The 15089-nt window shown below is 64.1% G+C and carries 12 protein-coding genes and 1 tRNA gene; 2 read left to right on the top strand and 11 right to left on the bottom strand.

Going from position 1 to position 15089, the window contains the following annotated elements; genetic code table 11:
- The 3 genes from OXF11_14195 to OXF11_14185 all read right to left on the bottom strand — a co-directional run bounded on the left by OXF11_14195 (position 1) and on the right by OXF11_14185 (position 3619).
- On the bottom strand, positions 1-2451 hold the full coding sequence (locus tag OXF11_14195; protein MCY4488247.1) for a DEAD/DEAH box helicase family protein: 2451 nt from the start codon (positions 2449-2451) through the stop codon (positions 1-3).
- A gap of 516 nt (positions 2452-2967) precedes the next feature.
- Entirely contained in the window at positions 2968-3246 is a 279-nt protein-coding gene (locus tag OXF11_14190) for a hypothetical protein (protein ID MCY4488246.1), read from the bottom strand.
- Positions 3247-3526: 280 nt separating this feature from the next.
- Positions 3527-3619, bottom strand: a tRNA-Ser gene (locus OXF11_14185).
- Positions 3620-3812: 193 nt separating this feature from the next.
- On the opposite strand from OXF11_14185, the gene OXF11_14180 reads away from it, so the two are divergent.
- Positions 3813-4523: a class II aldolase/adducin family protein gene (locus tag OXF11_14180; protein MCY4488245.1), complete on the top strand. Its 711-nt coding sequence runs from the start codon at positions 3813-3815 to the stop codon at positions 4521-4523.
- On the opposite strand, the gene OXF11_14175 is transcribed toward OXF11_14180, so the two are convergent.
- The 8 genes from OXF11_14175 to OXF11_14140 all read right to left on the bottom strand — a co-directional run bounded on the left by OXF11_14175 (position 4516) and on the right by OXF11_14140 (position 14627).
- The gene (locus OXF11_14175) at positions 4516-6765 is read right to left on the bottom strand and encodes a xanthine dehydrogenase family protein molybdopterin-binding subunit (GenBank protein ID MCY4488244.1); all 2250 of its coding nucleotides are present in this window, start codon (positions 6763-6765) and stop codon (positions 4516-4518) included. The two genes, OXF11_14180 and OXF11_14175, sit on opposite strands and share 8 nt — an antisense overlap.
- A gap of 71 nt (positions 6766-6836) precedes the next feature.
- Positions 6837-7880 carry a tripartite tricarboxylate transporter substrate-binding protein gene (locus OXF11_14170; GenBank protein ID MCY4488243.1) on the bottom strand — a complete coding sequence of 348 codons (1044 nt, stop codon included), beginning with the start codon at positions 7878-7880 and terminating at the stop codon, positions 6837-6839.
- 66 nt (positions 7881-7946) lie between these two features.
- On the bottom strand, positions 7947-10184 hold the full coding sequence (locus OXF11_14165; protein ID MCY4488242.1) for a xanthine dehydrogenase family protein molybdopterin-binding subunit: 2238 nt from the start codon (positions 10182-10184) through the stop codon (positions 7947-7949).
- Positions 10185-10245: 61 nt separating this feature from the next.
- Positions 10246-11307 (bottom strand): cupin domain-containing protein, encoded by a 1062-nt coding sequence (locus tag OXF11_14160; protein ID MCY4488241.1) that lies wholly within the window; start codon positions 11305-11307, stop codon positions 10246-10248.
- A 28-nt stretch (positions 11308-11335) separates the two neighbouring features.
- Positions 11336-12490: an LLM class flavin-dependent oxidoreductase gene (locus tag OXF11_14155; GenBank protein ID MCY4488240.1), complete on the bottom strand. Its 1155-nt coding sequence runs from the start codon at positions 12488-12490 to the stop codon at positions 11336-11338.
- A gap of 31 nt (positions 12491-12521) precedes the next feature.
- The gene (locus OXF11_14150; GenBank protein ID MCY4488239.1) at positions 12522-13514 is read right to left on the bottom strand and encodes a hypothetical protein; all 993 of its coding nucleotides are present in this window, start codon (positions 13512-13514) and stop codon (positions 12522-12524) included.
- A gap of 5 nt (positions 13515-13519) precedes the next feature.
- A complete protein-coding gene (locus OXF11_14145) occupies positions 13520-13897 on the bottom strand; it encodes a hypothetical protein (GenBank protein ID MCY4488238.1) in 378 nt (125 codons plus the stop codon).
- Positions 13890-14627 (bottom strand): GntR family transcriptional regulator, encoded by a 738-nt coding sequence (locus OXF11_14140; protein MCY4488237.1) that lies wholly within the window; start codon positions 14625-14627, stop codon positions 13890-13892. Before OXF11_14140 ends, OXF11_14145 begins: the two co-directional genes overlap by 8 nt.
- Before the next feature lie 79 nt (positions 14628-14706).
- Here OXF11_14140 and OXF11_14135 point away from each other — a divergent pair.
- A partial coding sequence (locus OXF11_14135) for a hypothetical protein (protein MCY4488236.1) occupies positions 14707-15089 on the top strand: 383 nt, incomplete at its 3' end.

Here is a 15089-nt window from a genome sequence, read left to right as displayed (position 1 = left end):
TTATGCGGTCTCCTGGTAAAGGGCGGATTGAAGTTCATGGACGGCCTCGGAAAAGCCGTCCTTGCCGCCAAAGGCGTTGATCAACTGCACCGGGGTGCCGAGTTCACTGAACGGGAAAATACGCAACACTGTGGCGTCCTCAAGGTTAAGCATCCCTTCATCCGCGTACTTGGCCAACAGCGCGTCCAGCACGGCGTGCGCCCGATCTCCGTACTTCGCGAACACATCGTGCTTCTTGACGTTGTCGGCCCGCTCGCGCCGGGTCAGCGGTTTGGCATCGAACGCAACGTGGCATATCAGATCGAAGGGGTCGAGGTCCTTGCCCAGTTCTTCGGCGATGGGATCAAGCGGCAGGCCCTCGGCTTCCAACTCCTCGATGATCGCCTGCTTGCGCTCAGCGGCCTTCCAGCGTTTCAGGAAATCATCGAGACTGGCAAAACGTTTCTTCAGCGCCTTCTTGGTGAAGTCGCGCAGGGACTCGGTGACCAGCTTGCCGTTCTCGTCCAGATGTTCGACCCGCTCGGCGATGATGGTCGCGCCAACGCCGTCTACGTAGACCTTGCGCATGCCGCCACCAGCGGGCGGCAAGGTGATGTCCGGCGGACCATCGACGATGGTTTCGTCTTCACCCGGTTCAGTTGGGATGCCGTCCTCGCCGTCGTCAGGCGGTGATATGTCGTCGGGCGGCGTGATCGGATCATCGCCCTCCGGTTGGTATATCTGTACCGGTTCGCCGTCGAAATCCGGGTCGGCGAAATGGCTGGTCGCACCCCGGAAATCCATCAGAGTGAAATAGAACTTTCGGGTATCCTCGTGCACGCGGGTGCCGCGCCCGACGATCTGCTTGAATTCAATCATGGAACCGACCGCGCGGTCGAGCACGATCAGGCGGCAGGTCTGGGCATCGACGCCGGTCGAAAGCAGCCGCGACGTGGTGACCAACACCGGGTACTTCGAATAGGGGTCAATGAAGTTGCCGAGTTGCCCCTGTCCTTCGATGTCACTGCCGGTGAGACGCATGACATAGCGGTGGTTCTCGTCCACCATGTCGGCGTTCTCGTTGATCAAGGCTTGGCGCATACGAGCAGCGTGTTCCTGATCGACGCAGAAGATGATCGCCTTCTGGAACCGGTCGCCGCTTTCCTTCAAGTATTCGGTCACCTTGGCCGCGACGAGCGTCGTCCGGTCGTCCAGCACCAGCGTCCGGTCGAAGTCCTTGTTGTTGTAGATCCTGTCCTCGACCTCGTTGCCGTCGCGGTCGAGCTGGCCCTTTTCGGGTCGGTAGCCTTCCACGTCGCGGTCGATGTGAACCTTGATGACCTTGTACGGGGCCAGGAAGCCGTCGCGGATACCCTGCTTGAGAGAGTAGGAGTAGACCGGTTCGCCGAAGTAATGGATGTTGGAGACGTATTCGGTTTCCTTGGGCGTCGCGGTGAGGCCGATCTGAGTCGCCGACGAGAAGTAGTCCAGGATTTCGCGCCACGCCGAATCCTCGGCCGCGCTGCCGCGATGGCACTCGTCGATGACAATGAGGTCGAAGAATGTGGGCGAGAACTCGCGGAAGATCTTCTGGTGTTCTTCCGGCCCGGTGATCGCCTGATAGAGTCCGAGGTAAATTTCGTAGGCGGTGTCGACGCGGTGTTTGCCATCGATGGCGGTGGTCGGGTCCTCCGACGAACCGTCTTCGCGTTCAATGGTCTTTGCCTTTGTTGAGAGCTTGGCCATCGCCGGCCCGAACGGCCGGAAGTCATTGACCATGGTTTGGTCGATCAGAACATTGCGGTCGGCCAGGAACAGGATGCGCTTCTTGCGGCCTGCCTTCCAAAGCCGCCAGACAATCTGGAAGGCGGTGTAGGTTTTGCCGGTGCCGGTCGCCATGACGAGCAGGATCCGGTCACGACCCTTTGCGATGGCCTCGATGGCCGCATTGATGGCGTTGACCTGGTAATAGCGCGGCTCTTTGCCGCTGCCATCGTCGAAATAGTCTTCAAGGACGATTTGCTCGGCTTCCGGCGTCAGGCCCTTCCAGGCGCGAAAGCGCGCCCACAGGTCTCCGGGCGACGGGAAGCCATCGAGACCGAGAGTGGCCTCCTTCTCGGCGCTGGTCCCCGTCCGGTCATGGAACACGAAGCCGTCGCCGTTGGAGGAGAACACGAAAGGAATGTCGAGAGTCTCGGCGTAGCCCAGACCCTGTTGCATGCCGTCGCCGATTGCGTGGGTGTTGTCCTTGGCCTCAATCAACGCGATGGGGATGTTGGGCTTGATGTAGAGGATGTAATCAGCGCGCTTCCCCTTGCCCCGGCTGACCAGTTTGCCACGAACAATGATACGGCCCTTGGTAAAGCTGACCTCTTCGCGGATTTGCGACATCTCATCCCATCCGGCCTTGCGCAAGGCGGGCGTGATGAACTTGGTGCAAATGTCGCGTTCGCTGAGGCTTTTCTTGTCCATGGCGATCAGCGCCCATTGGGGGCCTGTGTCAAGGCCCAACCGCTTCAGCCCAAAATAGAGAAACGCGTAACGCACACAACGACCCACCCACTCAACGTCGGTATGAGCCGTCGGATTTTTGACAACCTACCGTGTTTTTGTATCTTGGAAAAGTCCAGTCGGGCGGCAAGTGTGGCGGAGTTTTCAAGCTCGATGCGCGGGACACCGAGAAGTTGAACGGGCGCGGGATGCAAACCAGGCTGCAATGGAGGGCGTCTACCTCGAAGCCGTGTACGGAAACCTGCTCCGCGCCGACAGGCCGTTCCTTCGGATGGAGGTCGAACGGTTGGGCCGGACGGGCAATCAGTTTGCGTTCAAGCGCACGACGTGAAGCGATGGGCCTTCTTCCATTCTGGAATCTGTCCCACCACCGAACCTAATCTATCGAAAAGAAGGCCGTTCTGAATCACGCCGGGTTTACCGGAGACGCGTCAGTGTGAGTGAGTCAGGCCACCAGGTTCGCCCCTGAGCGACTGTTCACCGAGCGGCCATCTCTCGCTTCACGTCGGCAAACGCGGCCTCTTCGAGATCGAGGCGGTCTCGAATAATCCGTTCGATCCAGACGTCCACGCTCTTCTCCCGGTGGAGGCGGGCGAAAAACGCGGCTCGCGTGGCTACCGGCGCAGACAATGGGACGCTAGTGGGCTTGGCTTTCCGGGCTCGGACAGGTTTTCCCCAAGCCGCGTCGTCGTCGGCTTCGGCAACGACGGCGTCATCAACTTCTCTTTCGGTTAAGGGTCTTGTCTTTTTCTTCATAGGGGCCATCCTGTAATGATCCGGACGACATCACCCGGTTTCAGTTGAAAAATGACCTTCAAACGCCGGCCGCCAACCGTTCGTCCGAGGAGTTGGTAACGATCTCTGTACGACTTGTTGCGACGGATTTCAAAGTCCGAGAAGAAGCACTCGACCGCTTCCTCGAAAGTGATTCGGTGGGAAGCGAGTTCATCCCGCTCGAAGTCATACTCAAAGTCAACTGGTGTAAATCGCGCCCAATTCACCATTTTTCGTTCTTCGAATACGTCCGAGCAAGCGTTGGCGGAGGGGGCGAGATTCGAACTCGCGGTCCACGTGTTAGGCGGACGCCGATTTTCAAGACCGGTGCCTTAAACCACTCGGCCACCCCTCCGCAAGGGACAACGGCTTGAAAGGCGGTACGTGGGCTTCATCCAATATACCGCATTGCCTTCCACGCCGCGTCTGGGGCTTCAAGAATAGGAGAATCCCGCCGGCATGGCAAGATTCCTCGCGGGAACGGCCAGTGTCGGCCGCACCCGGATCCTGCCTTGAAGGACTCCGGCCGAATCGGTACTCTGCGACGCATGGCTACCGGACTCGAAGAACAACTGGTCGTGGCGAACCTCATTCTCGACGATACCGGTCTCACGGTGCCGTTCGGCCACGTAAGCGTGCGCGTTCCGGGTACGGACCGGTTCCTGATCTCCCGCGCCATCGCGCCCGGTCTGGTGACGGATGAGGATTTCCTGGTGGTCGATCTGGACGGCAAGGTCCTCGAAGGGAAAGGCAAGTGGCACGGCGAGAGCTGGATCCACATTTGCATTTACCGGACGCGGCCGGAGGTCAACGGGGTGGTCCACACCCATTCCCTTTACGTGACGGCCCTGGCGACGGCGGAGGGGACGTTCCTGCCGGGAACGGTGTTCGGGTTCCCGTTCGCGGGGACAAGGCTCTATCGGAAGGCGGGTTTGATCAATACGCGGGCGCGGGGCGAGGAGATGGCGCGGATCATGGGGGCGGACGCGGCGGTGCTGCTGAAAGGCCATGGCGCGTCCGTCGCCGGGGCGTCGCTGGAAGAGGCGACGGTGAAGGCCATCATGATGGAGGAGGCGGCGAAGATCCAGCTTCTGGCGGGTCTGGGCGGCGGCGCCAAGCCGTACGCGGAGGACGAGTTGGCCGAGTTCGCGCGTGAGCTGGAGGAGCAGGCGGTCCGCAACGACCGCCCCGCGGGGCTGTTCGAACGCGTCTGGGCGTACTACGAGGACCGGGTCCGGCGCGGCCCCCGGCTCAGCTAGTCTTCTTGGCCAGGCCGGCCAGCACCTTCTCCGCGGTGATGGGCAACTCCGTGATGCGAACTCCGGTGGCGTCGAACACCGCGTTGGCCACGGACGGCGGCACGGGCGTGATCGAGTGCTCGGCCGCGGGCTTGGCGTTGAAGGGCCCGGGGCCGTCCGTCGCGCCCTCCACGAGGGTCGTCTCGTGGACGGGGACATCCCTGATGTTGGGCATTTTGTAGTCGCCGAGAGTGAGGGTCGACACCCGGCCGTCGTCCAGGGCAACCTCCTCCGACCGGGCCATCCCGAGCCCCTGGATGAGGCCTCCCTCTATCTGTCCCTGATGCGTTACCGGATTGATGACCACCGATACGTCGTGGAAGGTGCTCATGCGCCTCACCTCCACTTCCCCGGTCTCCGCATCGACCTCCGCGTCGCATATCTCCGCCTGGAAGATGTGCTGCCTCGGGCGTTCGAGCCCCTTGTAGTAGGCTTGACCCATAATGGGCTCCTCCGGCGGGAGGGCTGCGATCTCTTGCATGTCCATGCGCCGGCCGTCGTTCTTGAGGACGACCTCGCCGTTTTCCCATGACAGGGACTCGGGATCCACGTCCCATGCGTACGCCGCCTTGTCCCGCATATTCTCGATGAGCGCGTGGGCGGCGCGGGCGACGGCCTGCCCGGTCACGTGCGTGGCTCCCTGCCCCTTGATGCCGTCGTGGTAGGGCGCGCGGTTGGTATCGCCGACCTCCACCGCCACGCGCTCCGGATCGATGCCCAGGATCTCCGCCACCACCTGCTGCTGCATGGTGTGCACGCCGGTTCCCTGGTCCACGATGCCCACCAACATGCGCACGCTGCCGTCGGTTTGCATCACGATTTCCGCGCCCGACTCCCCCTGGCCCACGTGCCGGCACGCGAGCGCGATGCCCCTTCCCGTCAGGCCGCTGGGGCGCCGCGGGGCGAGCTTCGGCCGCTCCCAGAATGGCTTGGCCTTGAGCAGCACCTCGCGGCATCGGATGTCGAGATACTCGAAGCCCAGGTAGTTCGAGTCTCCGTTCACCATGCCGTTGAGCATGCGGAACTCGAGCGGATCCATGGCCATCTCATGGGCGATGATGTCCATGTGGCTTTCGGCCGCGAACACGGTCTGCAACTCGCCGGAGGCGCGCATGTAACCGCCGGGGACCTGGTTGGTGTAGACGCAGAGACTTTCCAACCGCGTATGGGGAACCCGGTACGCGCCACCCTGGTTGATGGAGCCGCTCATGTGCGCCGGCGGACTCGGCTTGAAGGCCCCGTAGGCGCCGCCGTTGTAAATCACCCGGCCCTCCCGCGCCCACAGGCGGCCGTCGCTCTTGACCCCGGATCGCAACGTGATCACGGCGGGATGGCGCGGCGCGGAAGCCATGAGCTCCTCGGTGTACGTGCGCACGATCTTCACCGGCTTTCCCGTGGCCCGGGCGAGGTAGTAGGCCAGCGGGATGTCGATGAGGTGATCCTTGCCGCCGAAGGAACCGCCCACGGTGACCGGACTGAACACGATCCGGTCGTTGGGAACGTCCAGGTAGTCGGCCAACTGGTTGCGCGCGCTGAACGGGGACTGGGTCGACGCCCATACCAGGACCCGCCCCTCGCCGTCGATCTCCGCCATGCAGGCGTAGGGCTCGATGTAGCCCTGATGGACCATCTGGGTCCGGAACGTGTGCTCGAAGATCCTGTCGGACTCCGCGAACCCCTGCTCCAGGTCTCCCTTGTCCGCGTACACCCGCGACTGCACATTATGAAGCTCCGCCGCCTTCGTGTAAGGGGCGTGGTAGGAAGGATAGTCGGGGTGGATCAACGGCGAGTCGGGCGCCAGGGCATCCCGCGGGTCGAAGACCGCGGGCAGCTCTTCGTACTCCACCTCCACGAGGCTCAACGCCTCCTCGGCGCTGTCCTTGTCGTCCGCCGCCACGGCGGCGACCTTGTCGCCCACGAACCGCACCCGGTCCTGTGCGAGGACCGGGCAGTCCTTCAGCGTCCGCCCCGTGAGCCTCGGGTCGACGTCATCCGCGGTAATCACGGCCTTCACGCCCGGCAGACGCCTGGCCCTGTCCGTGTCGATGTGTAGGATGCGGGCGTGCGGATGAGGGCTGCGGAGGATCTTGCCCCACAGCGCGTCCGGGCGCAGCACATCCGCGGTGAACACGGTACCGCCGGTGACTTTCGCCGTTCCGTCCGCGCGCGCCAAAGGTAACCCGATGGAATGATACTCAGCCATGCCTCATGCTCCGTGGTGCCGGACGCCGTCCTCCGCGCCGTCGCGCCCAACCGGTGACTCCCGACCGGTGACTATTTCCTGCCTACGACCTCACGAACGGTAGCGATCACATCGGCCGGCGTTTCGCGAATGACACCGTTGAGCATCTCCGCCACTCCTTCGCCGTCGGCCGGTTCCACCTTGAGCCTCGACCTCTCGGCGTCCCGTATGAAGTCCTTGTCCTTCACCATTCCCTGCCATGCATCACGGAGGGTCTTCACGCGGTCCTCCGGCGTGCCCGGCGGGGCGAAGTAAGGCAGGCTAACCCGGCCCAGGGCGTTGTTGACGGTCTCGTAAAACACGCCCGGATTGGGGTTCAGGTCGTAGACCGTGGGGACGTCGGCGATGCGCTGGTCCTTTTTGGGTCCGGCCTGCACCAGGGCGGGAATCACCCGTTTCTTGTGCCAGTGCGGGTTGCGCCTCATGACACCGGCCACCGTCTGGGTGCGGCCGTCGATTTCGCCCTGCTCCAGCGCCACGTCGGCCCTCCGGCTTTCGTATCCCGTGATGACCTTGAACTTGAGCCCCAGCGCCTTTTGCCACGCGATGTTGAAGAAATCGTGGGGCGCGCCGCCGCCCTGTGTACCGATGACGGGAGGCGTCTTCGCCTTCCGGACCGCGTCGAGACTCTTGTAGGCATCCGCCCTCAGGAAGAGTGCCCAGTTCGACTTGAACCACGCCCCCACCGCGGCGAATTTGCTCATGTCGTATTTCACTCCCTCGGCTTTCGCCAGTTGAAGGAAGTTGAGTCCCCCCGGCAGGCTGACGATGGTGAGGCCGTCGTTCTTCGCGATGTTGTACGCGTAGTTGGCCGCGAGCACGGATCCGCCCCCCGGCCTGTTGATCACGATGACCTTGGGTTTGCCCGGGATGTACTTCCCCAGGTGGCGAGCGACGATCCGGGCTTGCCCGTCCGCTCCCCCGCCCGGTGAATAACCGACGATAAGGCGAAGCGTCTTCCCCTTGTAGAAGGAATCGTCGGCGGCGCTTGCGGTATCGGAACCCTGGAGCCCAAGAGACCCGATCCACAAAAGGACCGTGAACACCATGAGGTATCGGCTTCCGGTATTGGACATCGTCTTGCCTCCTTGAGTTTGTCTGCCTTGTGCGTCCCCTTGCTTGTCATCGATCATGAGGCCCCGCTAGGAGCCCTTGGTCATGTGCCCGAAGACCTTCTCCGCGGTCACGGGGAGTTCCGTGATCCGGGCGCCGGTGGCATCGTAGACGGCGTTGACGATGGCCGGCGCGATGATGCTGATGCCGGCCTCGGCCACCGCCTTGGTGCCGAAGGGTCCGGGTCCCTCGGAGGCCCGCACCAGCGAGGTGGTGAGAGGCGGCAGGTCCCGGACGTTGGGCAACTTGTAGTCGCCGAGGCTCACGGTCGTGGGTTTCCCGTCGTCGAGCACGATCTCTTCCATCAAGGCGTAGCCCAAGCCCTGCACCACGCCCCCGTCGATCTGTCCCTGGTGGATCAAGGGGTTGATGATGTTGGCCACGTCGTAGACGAAGTAGAGCTGGTCCACCGCCACCGCGCCCGTGTCCTGGTCCACCTCCACGTCGGCCACCACCGCTTGAAACGAGTAGACGTCGGGCTTGTGTCCCACGAAACGGCCGTATCCGGTGATGGGTTCCTCGGACAGTCTCGCCAGCTCTTCGAGACTCAGGCGCTTGTCCGGACTGCCCTCGTGGATCACGGCTCCATCGTTCCAGGAGACCCCTTCCGAACCGGTCTTCCAGTACCCGGCCGCGAGCGCGCAAAGCCGCTCCTGCAACACCCGGCTGGACTCCAGGATGGCCTGGCCCTCGATATGCATGCCCCTGGCCCCCTTGATGCCCTGGTCGTAGGGGGCGCTGGACGTATCGCGGACTTCGATGAGGACGTCGTCCGGGTCCACGCCGAAGGTCTCCGCCACCACCTGCCGGTGCATGACGTAGGCGCCGACCCCTTGATCACCCACTCCGCTCAACAGTCTCAGGGCGCCGTTGCGCTCCAGCCGCAACTCGAAGCTCGACTCGCCATGGCCCACGTGACGGTCCCCGAACGCGACTCCGCGTCCGGGCACGCGCCCCGCCGCGGGTGTCCGGACGTCGCCCCAGCCGGAGATCTCCGCCACGCGGCGCAGGACCTCGACGCCGCGGGTGTCCCGCAACGACTCGCCCGTGCTTCTCGTGTCGCCGTCCTTGAGGGCGTTGCGCAGGCGGAACTCCAGCGGGTCCATGCGCAACTCGTGCGCCATCATGTCCATGTGGTTTTCCACGGCGAACAGGGTCTGGGTCTCGCCCGGAGCACGGAAGTAGCCGCCCGGGACCTGGTTCGTGTAGACGCAGTAGCCCTCCAGGAGGGTGTGCGGAATGTTGTAGGAACCCGCCACCATGTAGGCGCCGCTCATGGAGCCCTGTGGGTTCGGCTTGTAGGCGCCGTAGGCGCCGCCGTTGTAGTAGGTCCTGCCTTCCCACGCGCGAAGCGTGCCGTCCTTCATGACCCCGGTGCGCAACCGGATGACCGCCGGATGGCGCGGACTCGCGGCCATCAGCTCTTCCGTGTAGCTCTTCACGAACTTCACGGGCTTCCCCGTGGCGCGTGACAGGTAGTAGGCGGCCGGAACGTGAGTCAGGAAGTCCTTGGCGCCGAAGGACCCTCCCATGTTGCTGGGGTGGATGGTGATATCGTCTTCCGGAAGCTCCAGATACGCGGCCAGCACCTTGCGCAGCTTGAACATCGCCTGGTTCGCGACCCATATGGCGACGCGCCCGGCGGTGTCCACTTCCACCGTGCAGGCATAGGGCTCGATATAGCCCTGGTGCACGAGCTGCGTGCGGAACGTGTTCTCGAAAATGTGATCGGCCTCGGCGAAGCCCTGTTCGATGTCTCCCTTGCGGCCGCGGACCAGGGTCTGGACATTGCGCAGATCCGGCGCCTTGGTGGGAGGCCCCTCGTAGCCGGCGTAGTCGGGGTGCAGGAGCGGGGCGTCGGGGCTCATGGCTTCCAGGGGATCGTAGACCGCGGGCAGCGTTTCGTACTCCACGTCGATGAGGCCGATGGCTTCTTCCGCCACGTCCCGGTCGACCGCGGCCACCGCGGCAATCTCCTCCCCCACGTAACGCACACGGTCCTGCGCCAGGAGTGGCATATCCTTGAGCGTCGCGCCCACGAGCTTCGGGTTCATGTCCCCCGCCGTGATCACCGCCTTGACCCCGGCCAGACGGCGCGCCCTTTCCACGTCGACTCTCAGGATGGCGGCGTGGGGGACCGGACTGCGCAGCACCCTGCCCCACAACGTGCCGGGCCGCACCACGTCGGCCGCGTACTGACACTGTCCGCTGACCTTGGCGGCGGCTTCGACCCGTGGGAGCGGTTGTCCGATGATGGTTCCTGCCATGGAGGATGTCTCCCGTGTGCGGCTTGCCTTGGCGTTGTTTCCGGCGCGCGCCCCAACCGCCTTACGACGGACCGTCCACCTGCTCCTGATGGATACCCAGGCTCTTGAGCAGCGGCTCGTCCGTATACGAGATCAGGATCGCGTCTTCCTTGGAGGCGGCGTTGACGTGCTCGTGCCAGTGCCATCCGGGTATGACGAAGATGTCGCCAGCGCTCCATTCGAGGCGCTCGTCCTCCACCGTGGTGTGTCCGGAGCCGCGAAACACGTAGAAGATCCCCACTGAGCTGTGGCGGTGCCGCCGGGTGTGGACCCCGCCGCGCAGTCGCTGCGCGTAACAGGCGATGGTGGGCATCACCGGACCGCCGGTGTGGGGATTGAAATACTCCATCCGCAGGTCGTCGAACTCGCTCGCCTCGGGGGCCGGCATCTCGTCCAGCGCCTGCACCATGTCGCGCCAGGGATACTTGGTGAGCGGAGAGTAGGTCTTGTCCCAGGAGTAGCCGGCCGGTCGCATCCCCGCCACGCGGAAGCGGCGGACCGACGCCTCGTGGAGCTCCTGCTGAGGCTGCTGGCTCTGTCCGGGATAGCGTTCGAAGAAGACCGTATCCATGGCCTGGATCAACGGGGCGTCCAGGCCGTCGAGCCACAGCGCGGGCTTGTCGCCCTCGTTCCCGTGATCGTGGTAGGTCCACGCGGGCGTCAGGATCACGTCCCCCGGCTCCATCCAGCAGCGCTCGCCGTCGGTACAGGTGTAGGCCCGTTCCGACTCCAGGATGACGCGCAGCGCCGCCGGCGTATGGTGATGGGCCACGGCCACCTCGCCGGGAAGGATGAGCTGGACGGCACCCACGAGATTGGGAGTAGTGGCGAAAAGGCCTTCCTTCTCCAACCCCGGGTTCACCAGCCCGAGGACCCGGCGTTCGATGTCCTCGGTGCTGACCACCCCCGCCGCCCGCATCATCTCGGCCCGCAACAGCGGCCATTTCCACAGATGCGGCACGGCGCGTCCATGGGTGGGACGGCGCTTCTGCCGCCACAGGGGGGCGAGATGCATCCGTTTGACGTCTTCGTAGAAATCGGACCCCTGACCCTCTTGTTCGCTCGATGGTTCTGCCTTGCTCATCAGGTCCTCCATCGGAAGAATCGCCGCTTCACAAGGAAGCCGACGTGACGGCCTCGGCCATCGGCACGTGCCGTTTCAGATTGGGGATGACTTCCCTGGCCATCAGCTCGATGCTCCCCCGCGCCTCGCTCAATCTCATCTTGCCGAAGACCGGGCGCATCATGATCTTGTCGATGCCCAGCAAGTCACACTGCGAAATGATCTGCTCGGTGACGTAGTCGGGGTCCCCCACGATGGAGATCCCCGCTTCCTGGTAGTCCTCGAAAGACCAGTCGCGAATCTCCATCACGCCTACGTGCACACCCTTCTTGTAGCCCGTGGAGCGCTCGGTGAAGTAACCGTCCTGGACATTGCGCTGGTACTTGGCCGGGGCGCCGCCGAACTCCACCGCCGGCCCGCCGATGAGTTCGGCGGCGGCTTCCTCGCGCGCCTGCTCTTTGGTCGGGGCGACATAGATGTCGCGCGAGACCACACAGTCCTCCGGTCCCGGCGTCCAACCGCAATGCTCCCGGGCGTAGCGCCGGTAGTAGTCGAAACTCTCCTTGATCTGTTCCGCCGGCGACCACGAAGCGGCCAGCCGGACATGATTGGCCGCGGCCCACTCAATGCTCTCCGCGCTGAAGGACGCGATCCACATCTCCGGGTGGGGCTTCTGCACGGGCCGGGGCAACATCGCGATGTAGTCGAGGTCCCAGTACTGTCCGTGATGCTCGAAGGGCTCGTCCGCCTGCCACGCCTTGAGTATCAGTTCCCATCCCTCCTGGAACCGCTCCCTGGACTCCTGGGAGGGTATGTTGAACGCCCAGAAATCTCCGCCTCGGGTCATCCCAACGACGAGGCGGCCGTGACTCAGGTTGTCGAGCATGGCCAGCTCCTCGCCCAGCCTGATGGGGTGGTGCAGCGGCAGGCAGTTGCCCATGAGGCCGATCTTGACCTCCTTGGTCAGGATGGTGGCCGCGGCGGCAAAAAGGTTGGGCGAAGGGGAAAGGCCGTTGGCCGCCCGGCTGTGGTGCTCGGGGAAGAACACGCCGTCGAAGCCGTACTCTTCGACGCGCGGAATGAAGTCGATCACCTCGTCGTAGATCTCCTGGCCGAGCTTCCCGTCATAGTCGGAGCCCGCCATCAGGTATTCGCCCGTCTTTCGCTTCGGGTACCCGACTCGCAGGAAAAGCCAAACCTTCATGGTGTTCTCCTTCCGGACTGGTTGAACGGCACTAGTTGAACGGGAATACGTCGGCCATGGACGGACGGCTGGGCAGCAGTCCGTCAGCCGACAGGTAGTCCATGCACGCCTCCACGGTACGAACGTGCAACGGGGTCGCGTGGCATCGATTCGGGTCGGCCCCCAGCAGCTCGATCTCGCGCTCGCAGGAATCCTTCTCGTCCGGGCTCATGTAACGGGGCGCCGCGAGCGCGGCCCGGTCGAACGCGTCCACGACGGCTTCGCCGAGGCCCCGGTTCCCTTCGGCGACTTCACGTCGAAGCGCCAGGAAGTGGTAGAGGGGATAGATTTCCGTTCGCTTGAACCACGAGACGTGCGCCGGAGCGTCTCCGATGGGGAAGCAGAGGTCGGCGCTGCTCGCCACCATCGCCTCCAGGTCGCCGTACGGATCCGGGCTCTTGCCCGCGCCCGCCGCCGCCACCCAATTGAACCAGTGGCCGCCCGCGCCCCCGGGATAGATGACCGCGTCCAGTTCACCGGAGCCGAGCCGGGGCAAGAGCTCCGAGGACTTGAACCGGCCCCGCTCGGCCAGGCAGGACCACTCCCCGCCCATGGCCCCGTCGCTTTCGATGGGCTCGGCCGCCACCCACTGCACGTCCTTGCGCTCGACGCCGAAGTCGTCGGCCAGCAAGCCCCTGAGAAACACGCTCGTCGCCCCGAGCACCCGCCCCATGCCGACCCTGCGGCCGCGTAGATCGGGCGGCGTCAGACCGCGCCGCATGACGAGCTTTCGTTGGACCATTCCCCGCGTCACGAAGACCGGAAGCGCCACCAGGGTCTGCTCCAGTCCCTTGGAGAGCCGGACGAGGAAATCGGGAATGACCTGCTCGGTGCCGGCGTATTGTTCCTCCACCTCGCCGCGCAGCCGCCGCGAGGTCCTCGCGTCGAACACCGCGGGCTCGAACTCGACCGGGAAACCGTCGACCTTCACGCTCCCGTCCAGCAAGGCCCGGGTCCAGCAAACGTCGGGGATTTGAAGGAGCAAGGCCACTAGCTTTCCTTTGCCTGGTAGATCTGGATCACATTGCCCTCGAGATCCGCGATGAAGGCGATCCACCCGTGCGAGACCTCCAGCACCTCGTGGACGATGGAGACACCCCGTTGCCGGTAGGTCTCGATCAGGTCGGCGATACCGCCGGCGACCTGGAAACTCGGGACGAACCCGACCCGGCCGCGCGGCTCGCGCGCCGCACGGCCGCCTTCGTGCAAGACCAACGGCGGTCCGGAAGTGGAGAATTCATGGTTCACGCCCGCGACCCCTCCCTGGCGGACGAAACCCAGGACGTTGCTGTAGTAGTCCGCGGCGGCCTCCAGATCCTCCACGTAGACCAGGAGGCGGCGCGTGGTGAAGAGGGCCGGCTCATCCATTCCCTGCCCTCTCCTTCACGCCGGCGTTCGGGTCGTGCCGCTCGTGCAAGGAACCGGCCGGCGTCTCCGCCCGGCGCTGCAAGGGCTCGAAGAAGTAGCGCTGCAGCAGACTCCTTCCCAGGTCGATGATGTCGACGCGCAACTGCTCCGCGGCGGTTTCGTCCTTGGAGCGGAAGGCCATGCAGATGCCGCGATACGCTTCGGCCACATGGCTCATGTATCCGGGCACCGCGACGTGAAACGACCGGTATCGGGAACAGGGGTAACCCATCGTCTCGATCAGGCGAGCCAGCCGGTGCGAAAGAGATCTGCTGGCAATGAAACGCTCGACACGGCTTCGGATCGCCAGGAAGCCGGGACGGTCGTCCTCCTCGGCCGCCGCGGCCAGCGCCGCCACCAGTGCTTCCAGCTCGGTCACGTCTTCGTGGGTCATCTTCTGGCAAGCCAGTTTGACGGCCAGCCCCATGAGGTGCCCGTGGATCAGGTACAGCTCGTCCGCGTCTTCCGGCGTGATGTCCGCAACGAAAGCGCCGCGTCCCTGCCGGTAGACCACCAGACCGTCCCGCTCAAGGATGCGCAGCGCTTCCCGGACGGGCGAACGGCTGATGCCCAACGTCGCGGCAATCTCCGGCTCCCGGATGCTTTGGTTGGGGCGCAAACGGTCCGCCAGAATCTCACCGGTGAGGTGATCCAGGGCCTTCTGAACGAGATTGTTTCGGGAGCTTGACATGGCACACACCCTTGCATAGTCTACAGATCTGTCGACAAAACAGTATACAGATAAGCGAACACTGTCAAGGGAGGTTTCCATGCAGGTCATCGATGGCGACGGTCACGTGAACGAACTGGCCCGGAACGAGGAGCTGGTGAAGTACATGCCGAAGGGCTGCCGGGCGTGGCAGACGTTTCCGGTCCTCGATCACCTCCACTTCCACTACCTGAAGCCATCCTTCGGGCAAAAGGAGTTCGGCAATCCCGGTCCGCGGGAGTGGCTGGAGTTCCTGGAGAAGACCGGCATCGACTGGTCGGTGCTCTATCCCACCTGGGGTCTGGCCATGGGCCGGCTCGTGTCGATGGAATGGGCCATCGCCGCCTGTCGGGCCTACAACAACTGGCTCTACGACACCTTTCTCAACCACAGTCCCAAGCTCAAGGGGGTGGCCCTGATACCGATCCAGGATGTGGACGCCGC

Source organism: Deltaproteobacteria bacterium (assembly GCA_026712905.1).
Classification (GTDB): domain Bacteria; phylum Desulfobacterota; class Binatia; order UBA9968; family JAJDTQ01; genus JAJDTQ01.
Note: the sequence above shows the minus strand (reverse complement) of the source record. Positions and strands in the feature narration are given on the sequence as shown.